Annotated in this window: 10 protein-coding genes and 3 rRNA genes; 3 read left to right on the forward strand and 10 right to left on the reverse strand. The window is 63.9% G+C overall.

Annotated features, from left to right (window positions below; genetic code table 11):
* Nucleotides 1-65: 65 nt before the first annotated feature.
* From rrf to ASC61_RS17455, 5 genes are all read right to left on the reverse strand, one after another.
* Nucleotides 66-182, reverse strand: a 5S ribosomal RNA gene (gene rrf, locus ASC61_RS17435).
* 102 nt (nt 183-284) lie between these two features.
* Nucleotides 285-3,386: ribosomal RNA gene (locus ASC61_RS17440) — 23S ribosomal RNA — on the reverse strand.
* Between the two features lie 350 nt (nt 3,387-3,736).
* Nucleotides 3,737-5,254: ribosomal RNA gene (locus ASC61_RS17445) — 16S ribosomal RNA — on the reverse strand.
* The 16S, 23S and 5S rRNA genes sit together here, the layout of an rRNA operon.
* A gap of 494 nt (nt 5,255-5,748) precedes the next feature.
* On the reverse strand, nt 5,749-7,008 hold the full coding sequence (gene tyrS, locus ASC61_RS17450; RefSeq protein ID WP_056214149.1) for a tyrosine--tRNA ligase: 1,260 nt from the start codon (nt 7,006-7,008) through the stop codon (nt 5,749-5,751).
* A gap of 56 nt (nt 7,009-7,064) precedes the next feature.
* The gene (locus tag ASC61_RS17455; protein ID WP_056214151.1) at nt 7,065-7,451 is read right to left on the reverse strand and encodes a universal stress protein; all 387 of its coding nucleotides are present in this window, start codon (nt 7,449-7,451) and stop codon (nt 7,065-7,067) included.
* A gap of 74 nt (nt 7,452-7,525) precedes the next feature.
* Here ASC61_RS17455 and ASC61_RS17460 point away from each other — a divergent pair, with 74 nt between their 5' ends.
* A complete protein-coding gene (locus tag ASC61_RS17460) occupies nt 7,526-8,176 on the forward strand; it encodes a DsbA family oxidoreductase (protein ID WP_056214154.1) in 651 nt (216 codons plus the stop codon).
* Between the two features lie 88 nt (nt 8,177-8,264).
* On the opposite strand, the gene ASC61_RS17465 is transcribed toward ASC61_RS17460, so the two are convergent.
* From ASC61_RS17465 to ASC61_RS17480, 4 genes are read right to left on the reverse strand one after another with little or no spacing between them, the layout of a single operon-like run.
* Nucleotides 8,265-8,660, reverse strand: a complete 396-nt coding sequence (locus ASC61_RS17465; protein WP_056214157.1) for a universal stress protein — start codon at nt 8,658-8,660, stop codon at nt 8,265-8,267.
* Complete coding sequence (locus ASC61_RS17470; RefSeq protein WP_056214161.1) at nt 8,657-10,153, reverse strand: tripartite tricarboxylate transporter permease; 1,497 nt, start codon at nt 10,151-10,153, stop codon at nt 8,657-8,659. Before ASC61_RS17470 ends, ASC61_RS17465 begins: the two co-directional genes overlap by 4 nt.
* Entirely contained in the window at nt 10,153-10,671 is a 519-nt protein-coding gene (locus ASC61_RS17475; protein WP_056214164.1) for a tripartite tricarboxylate transporter TctB family protein, read from the reverse strand. Before ASC61_RS17475 ends, ASC61_RS17470 begins: the two co-directional genes overlap by 1 nt.
* The gene (locus tag ASC61_RS17480) at nt 10,668-11,663 is read right to left on the reverse strand and encodes a Bug family tripartite tricarboxylate transporter substrate binding protein (protein ID WP_056214167.1); all 996 of its coding nucleotides are present in this window, start codon (nt 11,661-11,663) and stop codon (nt 10,668-10,670) included. Before ASC61_RS17480 ends, ASC61_RS17475 begins: the two co-directional genes overlap by 4 nt.
* Before the next feature lie 82 nt (nt 11,664-11,745).
* Between ASC61_RS17480 and ASC61_RS17485 the strand changes: the two genes are divergently transcribed.
* Both ASC61_RS17485 and ASC61_RS17490 read left to right on the forward strand, forming a co-directional pair.
* Complete coding sequence (locus ASC61_RS17485) at nt 11,746-13,338, forward strand: sensor histidine kinase (RefSeq protein ID WP_200935479.1); 1,593 nt, start codon at nt 11,746-11,748, stop codon at nt 13,336-13,338.
* Nucleotides 13,335-14,006: a response regulator gene (locus ASC61_RS17490; RefSeq protein ID WP_082530742.1), complete on the forward strand. Its 672-nt coding sequence runs from the start codon at nt 13,335-13,337 to the stop codon at nt 14,004-14,006. The genes ASC61_RS17485 and ASC61_RS17490 overlap by 4 nt, the downstream gene beginning before the upstream one ends.
* Nucleotides 14,007-14,020: 14 nt before the next feature.
* Here the strand turns inward: ASC61_RS17490 and ASC61_RS17495 are convergent, their stop codons facing one another.
* Nucleotides 14,021-15,463 (reverse strand): DHA2 family efflux MFS transporter permease subunit, encoded by a 1,443-nt coding sequence (locus ASC61_RS17495; protein WP_056214172.1) that lies wholly within the window; start codon nt 15,461-15,463, stop codon nt 14,021-14,023.
* Nucleotides 15,464-15,546 lie beyond the last annotated feature (83 nt).

A 15,546-nucleotide genomic window follows, 5' to 3' on the forward strand; every position in this document is an offset into this window, starting at 1 on the left:
AAAAAGGTTCGGCGGGTGAAATGCAGCAAGGCCGCTCCCGAAGGAGCGGCCTCGCGCTAAAGATTGTCCGGCGACGTCCTACTCTCCCACACAGTCTCCCGTGCAGTACCATCGGCGCTGAAAGGCTTAACTTCCGGGTTCGGAATGTAACCGGGTGTTTCCCTTTCGCCATGGTCGCCGAAACTCTATTGAGATATCAAAACCTTGGAGCTCTCCCGAAGGGAGCTTTTCCGGTTCCCGAACATATCTCGGGAACCTCACAGTGGACGCGGTAGATCTTTGTAAGAAACAAGCCCTCGGCCTATTAGTACCGGTCGGCTCCATGCATTGCTGCACTTCCACCTCCGGCCTATCAACCCAGTGGTCTGCTGGGGGCCTTACCTGGTAAACCAGTGGGAAACCTCATCTTGAAACACGCTTCCCGCTTAGATGCTTTCAGCGGTTATCGCTTCCGAACGTAGCTAACCAGCAGTGCTCCTGGCGGAACAACTGGCACACCAGAGGTTCGTCCATCCCGGTCCTCTCGTACTAGGGACAGATTTTCTCAAGTTTCCTACGCGCGCGGCGGATAGGGACCGAACTGTCTCACGACGTTCTAAACCCAGCTCGCGTGCCGCTTTAATGGGCGAACAGCCCAACCCTTGGGACCTGCTACGGCCCCAGGATGCGACGAGCCGACATCGAGGTGCCAAACCATCCCGTCGATATGGACTCTTGGGGAAGATCAGCCTGTTATCCCCGGGGTACCTTTTATCCGTTGAGCGACGCCGCTTCCACTTGCCAGCGCCGGATCACTAGTTCCGACTTTCGTCCCTGCTCGAGCTGTCACTCTCACAGTCAAGCTCCCTTGTGCACTTACACTCGAAACCTGATTGCCAACCAGGCTGAGGGAACCTTTGAGCGCCTCCGTTACATTTTAGGAGGCAACCGCCCCAGTTAAACTACCCATCAGGCACTGTCCCTGATCCAGATAATGGACCTAGGTTAGATGTCTAGTACAGCCAGAGTGGTATTTCAACGATGACTCCACCTGAACTGGCGTCCAAGCTTCACAGTCTCCCACCTATCCTACACAAACTGAACCAAACACCAATACCAAACTATAGTAAAGGTCCCGGGGTCTTTCCGTCCTGCCGCGCGTAACGAGCATCTTTACTCGTAGTGCAATTTCGCCGAGTCCATGGTTGAGACAGCGCCCAAGTCGTTACTCCATTCGTGCAGGTCGGAACTTACCCGACAAGGAATTTCGCTACCTTAGGATGGTTATAGTTACCACCGCCGTTTACTGGGGCTTAAGTTCTGTGCTTCGCTTGCGCTGACACGTCCCCTTAACCTTCCAGCACCGGGCAGGAGTCAGTCCGTATACGGCGTCTTTCGACTTAGCACGGACCTGTGTTTTTAGTAAACAGTCGCTTGGGCCTGGTCTCTGCGGCCTTCAACGCTTCTCGGAGCAAGTCCGATAACGCATCCGGCCCCCCTTCTCCCGAAGTTACGGGGGCATTTTGCCGAGTTCCTTAACCATGGTTCACTCGATCACCTTAGTATTCTCTACCTGACCACCTGAGTCGGTTTGGGGTACGGGCGGCTCTAGATCTCGCTAGATGCTTTTCTCGGCAGCATAGGATCACTCACTTCGACTAAAACGTCTCCCCATCAGATCTCAGGCATGTGAATGGCGGATTTGCCTACCATTCGCCCTACATCCTTAGCCCGGGACTACCATCGCCCGGGATGAGCTACCTTCCTGCGTCACACCATTGCTTGCCTACTACCAGATCGGGTCGTGCGCAGCGCCGGCTTCGCTCCGAAGAGTCCCGCCAGTTTTGGGCACTTAGCATTTCTGGGTTCGGCATGGGCGATCTAATGCCGGTACGGGAATATCAGCCCGTTGTCCATCGACTACGCCTGTCGGCCTCGCCTTAGGTCCCGACTTACCCAGGGAAGATTAGCTTGACCCTGGAACCCTTGGTCATTCGGTGGAGGAGTTTCTCACTCCTCATTCGCTACTCATGCCTGCATTCTCACTCGTGTGGCGTCCACGGCTGGATCACTCCGCCGCTTCTCTCGCCACACGACGCTCCCCTACCGATCCATGCGCCTGGACCACGAAGGCCTGGCTATTGCATGAATCCCATAGCTTCGGTGGATAACTTGAGCCCCGCTAAATTGTCGGCGCGGAATTACTTGACCAGTGAGCTATTACGCACTCTTTCAAGGGTGGCTGCTTCTAAGCCAACCTCCTGGTTGTCTCTGCGACTCCACATCCTTTTCCACTTAGTTATCGCTTTGGGACCTTAGCTGATGGTCTGGGCTGTTTCCCTCTCGACAATGGAGCTTATCCCCCACTGTCTCACTGCTGCGCTCTCACTTACCGGCATTCGGAGTTTGGCTGAGTTCAGTAAGCTTGTAGGCCCCCTAGCCCATCCAGTGCTCTACCTCCGGCAAGAAACACGCAACGCTGCACCTAAATGCATTTCGGGGAGAACCAGCTATCACGGAGTTTGATTGGCCTTTCACCCCTATCCACAGGTCATCCCCCCAGTTTTTAACCTAGGTGGGTTCGGTCCTCCACGCGGTCTTACCCGCGCTTCAACCTGCCCATGGATAGATCACTCCGCTTCGGGTCTAGATCCTGCAACTATGGTCGCCCTATTCGGACTCGCTTTCGCTACGGCTACGGCTCGACGCCTTAACCTCGCTACAGAACGCTAACTCGCAGGCTCATTCTTCAAAAGGCACGCTGTCACCCTTCACAAGGAAGAGCTCCAACGGATTGTATGCACATGGTTTCAGGTACTATTTCACTCCCCTCCCGGGGTACTTTTCACCTTTCCCTCACGGTACTAGTCCGCTATCGGTCATCGAGGAGTATTTAGGCTTAACGGGTGGTCCCGCTAGATTCACACCGAATTTCAGGGGTTCGGTGTTACTTGGGATGACACAAAAGAGCCATGAGCTTACGTGTACGGGGCTATCACCCTCTATGGCGCAACTTTCCAGTTGGCTTTCACTTCACTCATGGTTTATGACTCTTTGTCTGCTCGGCAGAACAGACCATGTGGTCCCACAACACCCCAGTGACAACGCCTGCCGGCTATCACATCACTGAGGTTTAGCCTGATCCGGTTTCGCTCGCCACTACTACCGGAATCACTTTTGTTTTCTCTTCCTGTGGGTACTGAGATGTTTCACTTCCCCACGTTCCCTCCTACTGTCCTATGTGTTCAGACAGAGGTACCTGGACTTTACTCCAGGTGGGTTTCCCCATTCGGACATCCCCGGATCACAGGTCGGTTGTCACCTTCCCGGGGCTTTTCGCAGACTCCAACGTCCTTCATCGGCTCTCGATGCCAAGGCATCCACCATGTGCACTTAGTAGCTTGTTGTTACTACAAAGATGCTCGCGTCCACTGTGAAGTTCTCAAAATACGTTCGGTCCCACATAAAGATCCCGCGCCTGCCAGATGTCCCTTGCGGGTGAACCTGGTGGTTCGTGGGGGTATGTGGTCCGAGGTTTCAACTCTACGAGCTGATCCCTCAGGACCCAACAGTGTGCCTGAGTTGATGACTACGTTCCAGCGAGGTTCCACTCTCCGAAGAGAAGTACTGACGCTGTTGGCTGTCATCAAGCCAAATAATCGACGATCCACTAGTGAGCTGAGCTGCGTACAGACATTCGCCGTACAAACAGCTCAATGGACAACCAGGCTTGCGCCGGCTGCCAAGTGCTCCTTAGAAAGGAGGTGATCCAGCCGCACCTTCCGGTACGGCTACCTTGTTACGACTTCGTCCCAATCGCCAGCCCCACCTTCGACAGCTCCCTCCGTAAACGGTTGGGCCACTGGCTTCGGGTGTTGCCGACTTTCATGACGTGACGGGCGGTGTGTACAAGGCCCGGGAACGTATTCACCGCAGCGTTGCTGATCTGCGATTACTAGCGACTCCGACTTCATGGGGTCGAGTTGCAGACCCCAATCCGAACTGAGACCGGCTTTTTGGGATTCGCTCCACCTTGCGGTTTCGCAGCCCTTTGTACCGGCCATTGTAGCATGCTTGAAGCCCTGGACATAAGGGGCATGAAGACTTGACGTCATCCCCACCTTCCTCCGAGTTGACCCCGGCAGTCTCCTATGAGTCCCCACCATTACGTGCTGGCAACATAGGACGAGGGTTGCGCTCGTTGCGGGACTTAACCCAACATCTCACGACACGAGCTGACGACAGCCATGCACCACCTGTATACCGACCAAAAGGGGGCTACATCTCTGCAGCTTTCCGGTATATGTCAAACCCAGGTAAGGTTCTTCGCGTTGCATCGAATTAATCAGCATGCTCCGCCGCTTGTGCGGGCCCCCGTCAATTCCTTTGAGTTTTAGCCTTGCGGCCGTACTCCCCAGGCGGGGCGCTTAATGCGTTAGCTGCGGCACGGAGACCGTGGAAGGTCCCCACACCTAGCGCCCAACGTTTACGGCATGGACTACCAGGGTATCTAATCCTGTTCGCTCCCCATGCTTTCGCTCCTCAGCGTCAGGTAATGCCCAGAGAACCGCCTTCGCCACCGGTGTTCCTCCTGATATCTGCGCATTCCACCGCTACACCAGGAATTCCGTTCTCCCCTGCATACCTCTAGTCTGCCCGTATCGGAAGCACGCTCAGGGTTGAGCCCTGAGTTTTCACTCCCGACGCGACAAACCGCCTACGAGCCCTTTACGCCCAATAATTCCGGACAACGCTCGGACCCTACGTATTACCGCGGCTGCTGGCACGTAGTTGGCCGGTCCTTCTTCTGCAGGTACCGTCACTTTCGCTTCGTCCCTGCTGAAAGAGGTTTACAACCCGAAGGCCGTCATCCCTCACGCGGCGTTGCTGGATCAGGCTTTCGCCCATTGTCCAATATTCCCCACTGCTGCCTCCCGTAGGAGTCTGGGCCGTGTCTCAGTCCCAGTGTGGCCGGTCACCCTCTCAGGCCGGCTACCCGTCAATGCCTTGGTGAGCCATTACCTCACCAACAAGCTGATAGGCCGCGAGCTCATCCTTCTCCGCCGGAGCTTTCCACCTCAGAACATGTGATCCGAGGTCATATTCGGCATTAGCCATCGTTTCCAATGGTTATTCCGATGAGAAGGGCAGATTGCTCACGTGTTACTCACCCGTTCGCCGCTCGTGTACTCCCGAAGGAGCCTTACCGCTCGACTTGCATGTGTTAAGCACGCCGCCAGCGTTCGTCCTGAGCCAGGATCAAACTCTCCGTTGAAGCAGCTAAAGCGCTGCCAAACTTCAGTTCGACTCTGACAAACTATTTGCTGACAAATAAATTGTCGGAATTGATTTCCATCAAGGTCGGCGAGCCGAAGCTCTCCGATGGTCTCGACGGGGTACTACTAATTAATCTCGTCGACTTTTGGCACACTGTTGAGTTCTCAAGGATCAGACGCTCACCTCGACTTCGACCTCGCGGTCTCTGCCTTGGGGCAACTCGTCTAACTTACACGGCTCGTTTTCACCGGTCAAACCGGGTCGGTCACCATGATCAGCTTCGTTGTCCGCGGTCCGTCTCCGGGCGCCTGAGGCGCCGTGCCGTCGACCGTTTCGGTTGAGCTGGTTGGAAGCTCCGAGTGACCGGCCTTTCGGCCTTTCGCTCCGCCGTGCTGTCCAACAAGAAGAACATTACGGGGGCGTTTCCCGCTTCGTCAAATCGGCTCCGTATGGTCCACGTCACACGGTTCGCAGACCCTGAAATGACGGGGTTCAGGACATCGACACGCCCGAGATCGACCGCTTTCCCTTGCGCAGGACCGCCCAGGTGCCGTGCAGGAGGTGCTCGGTGGTGAGCTCGAGATCGGGGTCGGAGACGCGTTCATTGTTGACGTACGCTCCCCCGTCGGCCACGGCTCGGCGCGCGGCCGACCTGCTGTCGGCAAGGCCGGCGGCCACGAAGGCGTCGACCACGGTGGGTCGGTCGGCTGACGCCAGGTCGACGGCGCCGGCCTCACGCAACGCCGCCGCGAGCGTCGACTCCGACAGCTCGGAGAGCTCGCCGCGCCCGAACAGTGCTCGGGACGCCAGCTCGGCGGCCGCGGTCTCCTCCTGGCCGTGCACGATCGTGGTCACCTCGGCCGCAAGGCGGCGCTGTGCGCCGCGCAGGCCGGGCTTCTCGAGATGCTCGGCCTCGATCTGGCTGATCTCGTCGAGGTCGAGGAACGTGAACTGCCTGAGGTACTCGATGACCTTGGAGTCCTCAGCCTGGATCCACGACTGGTAGAAGGCGTAGGGACTCGTGAGGCCCGGATCGAGCCACACCGTGCCTGACTCGGTCTTGCCGAACTTGGTGCCGTCGGCCTTGGTGATGAGCGGCGTGGCGAGGGCATGCACCTTGTCGCCGTCGGCTCGGCGGATCAGCTCGACGCCTGCGGTGATGTTGCCCCACTGGTCGCTGCCGCCGGTCTGGAGGACGCACCCATGACGCCGGTGCAGCTCGAGGTAGTCGAGCGACTGCAGCAGAACGTAGCTGAACTCGGTGTAGCTGATGCCGGACTCGAGCCGGCTGCTCACGACGTCGCGGGCCAGCATCCGGTTGACCGGGAAGTGCTTGCCGATGTCGCGCAGGTAGTCGATCGTGCTGAGACCTGCAGTCCAGTCGAGGTTGTTGACGACCGTCGCACCGTTGTCGCCGCTGAAGTCGACGAAACGGGAGACCTGCTCGCGGATGTTGTCGACCCACTCGCCGACGGTCTCCTTGGTGTTCATGACCCGCTCGCCGGCCTCCTTGGGATCACCGATGAGCCCGGTGGAGCCGCCGACCAGCATGAGCGGCCGGTGGCCGGCGAGCTGCAGACGTCGGGCGGTCAGGATCTGGAGGAGGTTGCCGATGTGCAGCGACGGCGCTGTCGGGTCGAAGCCCACGTAGTAGGTGATCGGCCCCTCGGACAGCTCCGCGCGCAGGGCGTCGCGGTCCGTCGAGTGCGCGATGAGTCCTCGCGCGTCGAGGTCGTCGAGTACGTGGGTCACTGGCCAGTCCTTCGGGGTCGGGGATGCACCGCGACTTTAGCGCGGCACTCCCCTGCCTAAGGCTTGACGGCGACGACGGGGACTGCGGAGTCGAGCAGGATCTGCTGCGCGACGCTGCCCATCAGGATCTTGCCGACGGGGCTGCGCGGGCGTACGCCGATCACGATGAGCGACGCACTGGCCTGCTCGGCCTCGAACAGGACCGTGCTGGCGACGTTCTCGCCCTCGACCTGGCGCAGCTCGTAGGGCACGTTGTCCTTCGCGAGGCCCTCGGTGAGGTCCTGGAGGTGACGGCCCTTGGCGTGCCCCGTGTCGAGGCGCGGCTCGACACGGTGGACGTTGATGATCAGGAGGGACTCACCCTTGGTGCGCGCCTCGGCGGCGGCCCAGTCGAGGGCGGCCCGTCCGAAGTCGTCGGGACGGTACGCCACGGCAATTGTCATGACATGAGCGTACCGGCGAAACTCCTCTCGTGGCGAGCGGAATACCCGCCGGGAGCCATGACGTTGCACACGGCGTGACTGAAACAGTGAAGGTCGACATCTGGTCCGACGTGGCCTGCCCGTGGTGCTTCATCGGCAAGCGCCGGTTCGAGACCGCGGCAGCCGAGTTCGCCGAAGGCGGTGGCGCCCTCGAGGTCGAGTACCACTCGTTCGAGCTGGCACCCGACACGCCCGTCGACTTCGACGGCACGGAGGTCGACTTCCTGGTCGGCCACAAGGGCATGGCCCCCGCACAGGTCGAGACGATGTTGGCCCAGATGACGGAGCTGGCCACGACCGAGGGTCTGTCGTACGACTTCGCCGCGCTGCAGCACACCAACACGATCAAGGCGCACGAGCTCCTGCACTACGCCAAGACGCAGGGCCGCCAGCTCGACATGAAGGAGCGGCTGCTGTCGGCGTACTTCGAGGAGGGCCGGCACGTGGGTCGCATCGACGACCTGGCCGACCTCGCCGCGGAGATCGGGCTCGACCGGGCCGAGGTCGTCGAGGCGCTGAAGTCCGGGCAGCACGTCGCCGACGTGCAGGCCGACAAGGACCAGGCGATCGCGTACGGGATCTCGGGTGTGCCGTTCTTCGTGATCGACAAGAAGTTCGGCGTCTCCGGCGCCCAGGATCCCTCGGTGTTCGTCGAGGTGCTGCAGAAGGCGGCGTCGGGCGAGTGAACCCGCTCGAGACCGTCGGCGACGACGCCGCACCCGTGTGCGAGGACGGCGTCTGCGAGATCCCCGGCGCGAGGCTCCCAGAGGACGATTAGCCGGCGTCCGGCTTGACCGCCAGCACGGGGCATGTCGCGTCGAGGATGATGCGCTGGGCCACGCTGCCGAGCAGCAGCTTGCCGACTGGCGTCCTCGGGCGTACGCCCACGACGATCAGCGTCGCGCCCGACTCGGCGCTGACCTGCAGGACCGCCTCGGCCACGTCGGGGACGACGTCCTGGCGTACCTCGGTCTGCACGTCGAGCCGCTCGAGCTCGGTCCGCAGCGCGTCGATGTCCTTCTCGGCAGCCAGCCGCTTGTCGACGTACGCGTCACCCTTGGTGTCGTTGACGACGACGAGCTTCTCGTTGCGGCGTGACGCCTCGGTCGCTCCGTACTCGAGCGCCGCCTTGCCGTAGATGTCCGGGCTGTACGCCACGACGACAGTCATGCGTCGACCTTCCTGTTGTTGGCCATCGTGCGCAGGCCGTTGCCGATGATGAAGAGCAGCGTGGCGCCGATGATGACGTAGACGATGACCGCGACCGGCTCGCTCCACAGCGTGCTGACGTCTCCGGAGGAGATCGCGAGCGCCTCGGTGAGCTGCGCCTCGAGCCGCGGGCCGAGGATGACCCCGATGATCAGCGGGAGCACCGGCAGGCCGAAGCGCCGCATCGCGAGGCCGAGAAGCCCGATGACGAGCAGGATCAGCAGGTCGAACCACTGGAAGTTGACGCTGTAGGCGCCGAGCGAGGCGAAGAACAGGATGCCTGCGTAGAGGTACGGCCGCGGGATCTGCAGCAGCTTCGCCCACACCGGGGCCAGCGGCAGGTTGAGCACCAGCAACAACGTGTTGCCGATGAAGAGGCTGGCCAGCAGCGTCCACACCAGGATCGGCTGGCTGTCGAACAGGCCTGGGCCGGTCTCGATGCCGTAGCTCTGGAACGCCAGGAGGATGACGGCCGCGGTCGCGGTGGTGGGCAGGCCCATGGCCAGCAGCGGCACGAGCGTTCCGGCGGCGGAGGCGTTGTTGGCGGCCTCCGGGCCCGCGACGCCCTCGATGGCACCGTGGCCGAACTCCTCGGGATTCTTGGCGAGCTTGCGCTCCGTGATGTACGACAGGAACGTCGGGAGCTCAGCACCGCCGGCCGGCAGCGCGCCGAACGGGAAGCCGAACGCGGTGCCGCGCAGCCAGGGCTTCCAGGAACGGCCCCAGTCGTCACGGCTCATCCACGGCTGGCCGACCGGGATGATGTCGAGCGGGCGGCGACGCAGGTGGGACGCGACCCACAGCGCCTCGCCGATCGCGAAGATCGCGACCGCGACGACCACGATGTCGATGCCGTCGGCGAGCAGCGGGCTGCCGAACGTCAGTCGCGGCTGGCCCGTCGAGGTGCCGACCAGGCCGATCGCCAGACCGATGAACAGCGCGGTGAAGCCGCGGAGGCGCGAGCTGCCGAGGACGGCGGTGACGGCGAAGAGCGCCAGGAGGAGCAGCGCGAAGTAGGACGGTGCACCCAGCTTGACGACCTCGGTGGCGAGCTTGGGGGCGAACAGCACGAGGAGCAGCGTGCCGATCGTGCCGGCGACGAACGAGCCGATCGCCGCGGTGGCCAGGGCCTGGGCCGCTCGACCCGCCTTGGCCATCTTGTTGCCCTCGATCGCCGTCACGACCGAGGAGGACTCCCCTGGTGTGTTGAGCAGGATCGAGGTGGTCGAGCCGCCGTACATGCCGCCGTAGTAGATGCCGGCGAACATGATGAGCGCGCTCGCGGGCTCGACGCTGTAGGTGATCGGCAGCAGCAGCGCGAGGGTCATCGCCGGGCCGATGCCGGGCAGGACGCCGACGGCGGTGCCGAGCAGCACACCGATGCACGCGTAGAGCAGGTTGGTCGGCGTGAAGGCGTTCTCGAAGCCTTGCATCAACAGGTCGAACGATCCCATCAGAGCACTCCGTCCAGGACGCCGGCCGGGATCGCGAGACCCAGGCCGGAGTAGAAGCCGTACCAGGACAGGACCGACAGCACGACGCCGATCGCGAGGGAGCGCACGATCGACCGCGCGCCGAGCACGTGGGCTGTGCCGGCGAACAGGAGGGCCCCCGTGATGGCCCAGCCGAGCCAGCTGATCAGTGCGAAGTTGAGCGCGAACACCACGACGAGCTTGCCGACGGTGACCCAGTCGCTGCCCGTGGTGAGGTCGACGTCCTCGCCCTCCTCGGCTTCGGGCACGTCACCACGAGCCGTGGCGAGGGCCAGCAGCACCGCAAGGACGATCAGGCCTGCTCCGACGATGAACGGGAACGTGTACGGCTGGACCGGTTGGTCCGCGAATCCCTTGTGCAAGGTGGTCGCGTCGTAGATGACGTAGGCGCCGGCGATGCCGATGCCTGCCGCGAGGCCGTACTGGGCCTTGTCGACGACCCGGGTCTCGCCGGGTGGGGTGTGCTGTGTCGTGGTCATGCGAGTCCCAGCTCCTTCAGGGTCGTGGCGACCCGTTCGTCCTGTTCCTTGAGGAAGGTGCCGAATTCGTCACCCGTGATGAAGGCGTCGATCCAGCCGTTGCGCTTGAGCTCGGCCTGCCAGCCCTTGGTCTTGTGCATGTCCTCGAACAGCGTGATGAGGTACTGCTTCGTCTCCTCGGAGATGCCGGGAGGCGCGAGCACGCCCCGCCAGTTGGCGAAGACCATGTCGACGCCGGACTCCTTGAGGGTCGGCGCGTCGATGTTGTCGAGCCGTTCGGCGCCGGAGACCGCGAGCACGCGGAGCGAGCCGTCCTTGATCTGGCCCTCGAACTCGCTCGGGCCGGAGGTGCCGACGTCGATCTTCTCGCCGAGCAGCGCCGTGGTCAGGGGGCCGCCACCGTCGTACGCGATGTACTTGACCTGCTTGGGCTGGATGCCGATCGTCTTGGCGAGCTGCATCGGGAAGATGTGGTCGGGGCCGCCCGGCGACGACCCACCGCCGATCGTGACGCTCTTGGGGTCCTTCTTCCACGCGTCGACGAGGTCCTCGACGGTCTTGTAGGGCGAGTCCTTGGGCACGATGAGCGCCTCCTGGTCCTCGATCAACCGGGCGATCGGCGTCGCCCGGGAGACTCGCGCGTTCGACTCGTTGGTGTAGACGGCGCCGACCACGCCCAGCCCCATCGTCATCACGACGTCGTTCGAGCCCTTGGCGTTGAGCAGTCGCTGCATCGCGACGGTGCCGCTGGCGCCCAGCACGTTGGTGATCTCGAAGCGGCCGGTGAGGTCCTCGTCCTCCAGGACGTGGGTCGCGGCGCGGCCCGTGAGGTCGTAGCCTCCGCCCGGGCTGTTGGGGATCCACATCTGGAGCCGGCGGTGCCCCTCGTCGTCGGATCCGCGGGTGACGCCGCAGCTCGCCAGCACCATCGCGGCCGCGACTGCGAGGATGACACCCGCGAGCCTTGCGTGGACACGTCGTCTCGACGTCATGGAACCTCCTGTGGTCGACCCCGAGCATGGCCTCCACGTGTGGCGTGAGTCACTATTGCGGAACCAAAGGAGGTTGTGGTCTTTGTGGTCACCGCGCCGGCAACGGCTCACACTCGCTGGGCAGTTCCTCGGCCTGCAGCTGGTCGTCGTCGCCCTCGTCCTGGCGATTGTCGCCGCGATCTCGGTGCGGCAGTCGACCATGACGTTCTCCAGCGAACGCGGATCGCAGATGCGTTCGGTCGCGGAGTACCTCGCGAACATCTCGGTCGTACGCTCCGAGATCGACGGTCCGGCGCCGGCCAGCGCCCTCGCACCGTCGATCAGCCGGGCGCTCAGCCTCTCGGGAGCCACGGAGGTGACGATCGCGGATCCGAAGGGCGTCGTGCTGTCGTCCTCCGACCCGCGTCTGGTCGGCCGAAGGATCGACCTCGGCGACAGCCGCGTACGCGAAGGTCGTGGCTGGGTCGGTGACGTGGACGACAACGGGCACCAGGCCGTCGCGGGTCACGCTCCGATCCTCAACGATGACGGGAAGCTCGTCGGCCTCTCGATCGCCCAACAGCGCTATCCCTCGAACTGGCAGCGACTGACCAATGCCGCGCCCGATCTTGCGCTGTTCCTCGGCGTGGGCGCATTGCTGGGGGTGGCCGGCTCGCTGCTGCTGGCGCGGCTCATCAAGCGGCGTACGCGCGGGCTCGAGCCACAGGAGATCGCCACGCTGGCCGACCACCGCGAGGCACTGCTGCACAGCATCCGCGAAGGCGTCATCGCCGTCGGCACGGACGGCAAGGTCACGATGGTCAACGACAGTGCACGGGAGCTGCTCGACCTCGACGCCGGAGTGGTCGGACGACCGGTAGCCGAGCTGGCACTCGATCCGCAGGTCAAGGAGCTGCTCACGGCGGGCAGCGACAGTCAGGACGCCGTCGTGCTTGTCGGCGCGCGCGTGCTGGTGTTCAACCAGCGCTCGGCGTCGAGCCACGGCGAGGGGATCGGTACCGTCACGACCATGCGCGACCGGACCGAGCTCGTCTCGATGCAGAGCCAGCTCAGCTCCAACCTCTCGATCACCGACACGTTGCGCGCCCAGACCCACGAGTTCGCCAACCAGCTCCACACCATCTCGGGTCTCGTGCAGCTCGAGGAGTACGACGAGGTCACCGCGCTCGTCGGCACGCTGACCCGCCGGCGCGCCGAGATCACGGACGAGGTCACGAGCCGCATCGCCGATCCAGCGGTGGCGGCCTTGCTCATCGCCAAGTCGAGCGTCGCGGCCGAGGCCGGGGTCTCGCTGACCCTGAGCCCGGACTCGCGCCTGCCGGGGCTGACCTCCGCCGAGTCCGCCGACCTGACGACCGTGGTCGGCAACCTGGTCGACAACGCCATCGACGCCTGCCGGGCCGAGCCGTCGCCCGAGGTCGTGGTGACCACCCGCGTGGACGCCGGCCGGCTCGAGCTCGAGGTCCACGACAACGGGCCGGGAATCCCCGACGGCATGCGCGACGCGATCTTCGTGCGCGGCTTCTCCACCAAGCCGGACGTGTTGGGTGGTCGTGGCATCGGGCTGCCGCTCGTACAGCTGATCTGCACGCAGCGTGGCGGGAGCGTCACGGTCGACGACGAGGACGGCACGACGTTCCGCGTCGAGCTGCCGCTGGCCGGGGTGCCCGCGTGATCGGCGTGCTCGTGGTCGACGACGACTTCATGGTCGCCGGGATCCATGCGCGATTCGTCGAGAAGACCGACGGGTTCACGGTCGTCGGCGTCGCCCGCAACGGCGAGGAGGCCCTGCGCCTCGTCGACGAGCTCGCGCCGGAGCTGATCCTGCTCGACGTGCACCTGCCCGACATGAGCGGGCTCGACGTGCTGCAACGGCTGCGGGCAGCCGGCAACGTCGCCGGGGTCGTCATGGTCACCGCCGACCGTGACGCCGAGGTCGTACGAGCAGCCCTGCACGGCGGCGCGATGCAGTACCTCGTGAAGCCCTTCGAGTACCCCGACCTGGCCGCCCGGCTCCTGCGCGTACGCGCCACGCTCGCCCTGCTGGAGCACGGTGAGGCCGATCAGGAGTCGATCGACCGGGCGTTCGGGACGGCGCAGCCGGCCGGCCAGCCGCTGCCCAAGGGACTCAGCCAGGAGACCGCAGACCTGGTCGGTGCTGCGCTCAAGGACACCGGTGAGCTGTCGGCGACCGAGTGCGGTGAACGCGTCGGGATCTCCCGGGTCAGCGCCCGCCGCTACCTGGAGCACTTCGTCGACGAGGGACACGCCGTCGTACGCCTCAACTACGGCAGCGCCGGGCGTCCCGAACGCCGCTACCGCTGGTCGACCGACCAGCGGTAGCGGCGACTCGTCGGTCAGGCCGCGGCGACCTCGACCTCGAGCTCAGGCGCCATGTCGGACATCGGCTTGGGCCGGAGGAACGCCCCGCCCACGATCGCCGCCAGCAGCGCCGCCACGGCGCCGGCTGCGAACGCCAGCTGCAGGCCACCGTTGAGCGCCTCGACGCTGGCCGCACCATCGGCGAGCAGGCTCTCGGTGCGTGCGGACGAGATGCTGACCAGGACCGCGAGGCCCAGCGCACCGCCCATCATGAACGACGTGTTGACGACGCCCGAGGCGAGGCCTGCCTCGTGCGGCTCGACGTCGCCCATCGCGGCCAGCAGGACGGGGTTGAACGCGATGCCGGCGCCGAACCCCAGCAGAATCATCGACGGCAGCACGTCGACCACGAAGTTGCCACCGACGGGTGCCCGGGAGAACAGCGCGAGGCTTGCCGCGGCCATCAACAGGCCGGCGACCAGCGGCGGGCGGATGCCGAACCGCATGACGAGCTTGTCCGAGACACGCAGCGAGCAGTAGGCCATCACGACGCTCATGGGGACGAACGCCAGGCCGACGTCGAGGGCGTCATAGTGCAGGACCTTCTGCAGGTAGATCGCGGCGAGGAAGAACCACGCGAACATCGCCGCGGCCCAGAGCACGCCGACGATCTGCGAGACCGAGACGTTGCGGTGCGCGAAGAGCCGCAGCGGGACGAGCGGGTTGGCGACGCGCGCCTCACGAGCGATGAACGCGACCATCAGGGCGAGTCCCCCGCCGAGCATCAAGAGCGTTCGGGCCGACGTCCAGCCCGCGTCGTTGCCGCCGACGATGGCGTAGACGCTGAGCATCAGGGATGCGGTGACCATGACGGCCCCGACGACATCGACGCGCGCCTCGGAGGGCACCACGTCATCGGCGGGCAGGACCCGACGGGCGGCGATCCACACGGCCACGCCGATCGGGACGTTGACCAGGAAGATCCAGTGCCACGAGAACAGGCCCGTGAGGACGCCGCCGAGCAGCACGCCGAGGGCGCCGCCGCCGGACATCACGAAACCGAAGACGCCCATGGCCTTGGCGCGCTCCCCCGGCTCGGTGAACAGGCCCATGATCAGCGCGAGGGCGACTGCGGACACCGCTGCGCCGCCGAGTCCTTGGATGGCGCGGCCGATGACCAGCAGCTCGGCCGACGGGGCCAGCCCGCAGCCGATCGAGGCGATCGTGAACGACACGACGCCGCCGAGGAACACCCGCTTGTTGCCGAGGAGGTCGCCGAAGCGGCCCGACAGCAGCAGGAACCCGCCGAACGTCAGCAGATAGGCGTTGACGACCCAGGCGAGCGCGGCCTGCGAGAAGCCGAGGTCGGTCTGGATCGACGGAAGGGCGACGTTGACGATGCTCGAGTCGAGCACGATCATCAGGTCGCCGAGGCAGAGAACGTAGAGAGCGAGCCAGCGGCTCTTGATGTCAGGCATCGGGATGTCTCCTCGGTTGGTGGGTCCTTCACCAACACCACGAACGGTCGACCTTCGACACGACAGCCTCGACGAGAAACTCT

The organism is Aeromicrobium sp. Root344 (assembly GCF_001425755.1).
In the GTDB taxonomy this organism is placed as follows: domain Bacteria; phylum Actinomycetota; class Actinomycetes; order Propionibacteriales; family Nocardioidaceae; genus Aeromicrobium.

Bases quoted from the DNA above. Each gene is read 5' to 3' on its own strand.
- ASC61_RS17495 (WP_056214172.1), bottom strand. From the start codon at position 15,463: ATGCCTGACATCAAGAGCCGCTGGCTCGCTCTCTACGTTCTCTGCCTC.
- ASC61_RS17455 (WP_056214151.1), bottom strand. From the start codon at position 7,451: ATGACAATTGCCGTGGCGTACCGTCCCGACGACTTCGGACGGGCCGCC.
- ASC61_RS17475 (WP_056214164.1), bottom strand. From the start codon at position 10,671: ATGACCACGACACAGCACACCCCACCCGGCGAGACCCGGGTCGTCGAC.
- ASC61_RS17465 (WP_056214157.1), bottom strand. From the start codon at position 8,660: ATGACTGTCGTCGTGGCGTACAGCCCGGACATCTACGGCAAGGCGGCG.
- ASC61_RS17480 (WP_056214167.1), bottom strand. From the start codon at position 11,663: ATGACGTCGAGACGACGTGTCCACGCAAGGCTCGCGGGTGTCATCCTC.
- ASC61_RS17470 (WP_056214161.1), bottom strand. From the start codon at position 10,153: ATGGGATCGTTCGACCTGTTGATGCAAGGCTTCGAGAACGCCTTCACG.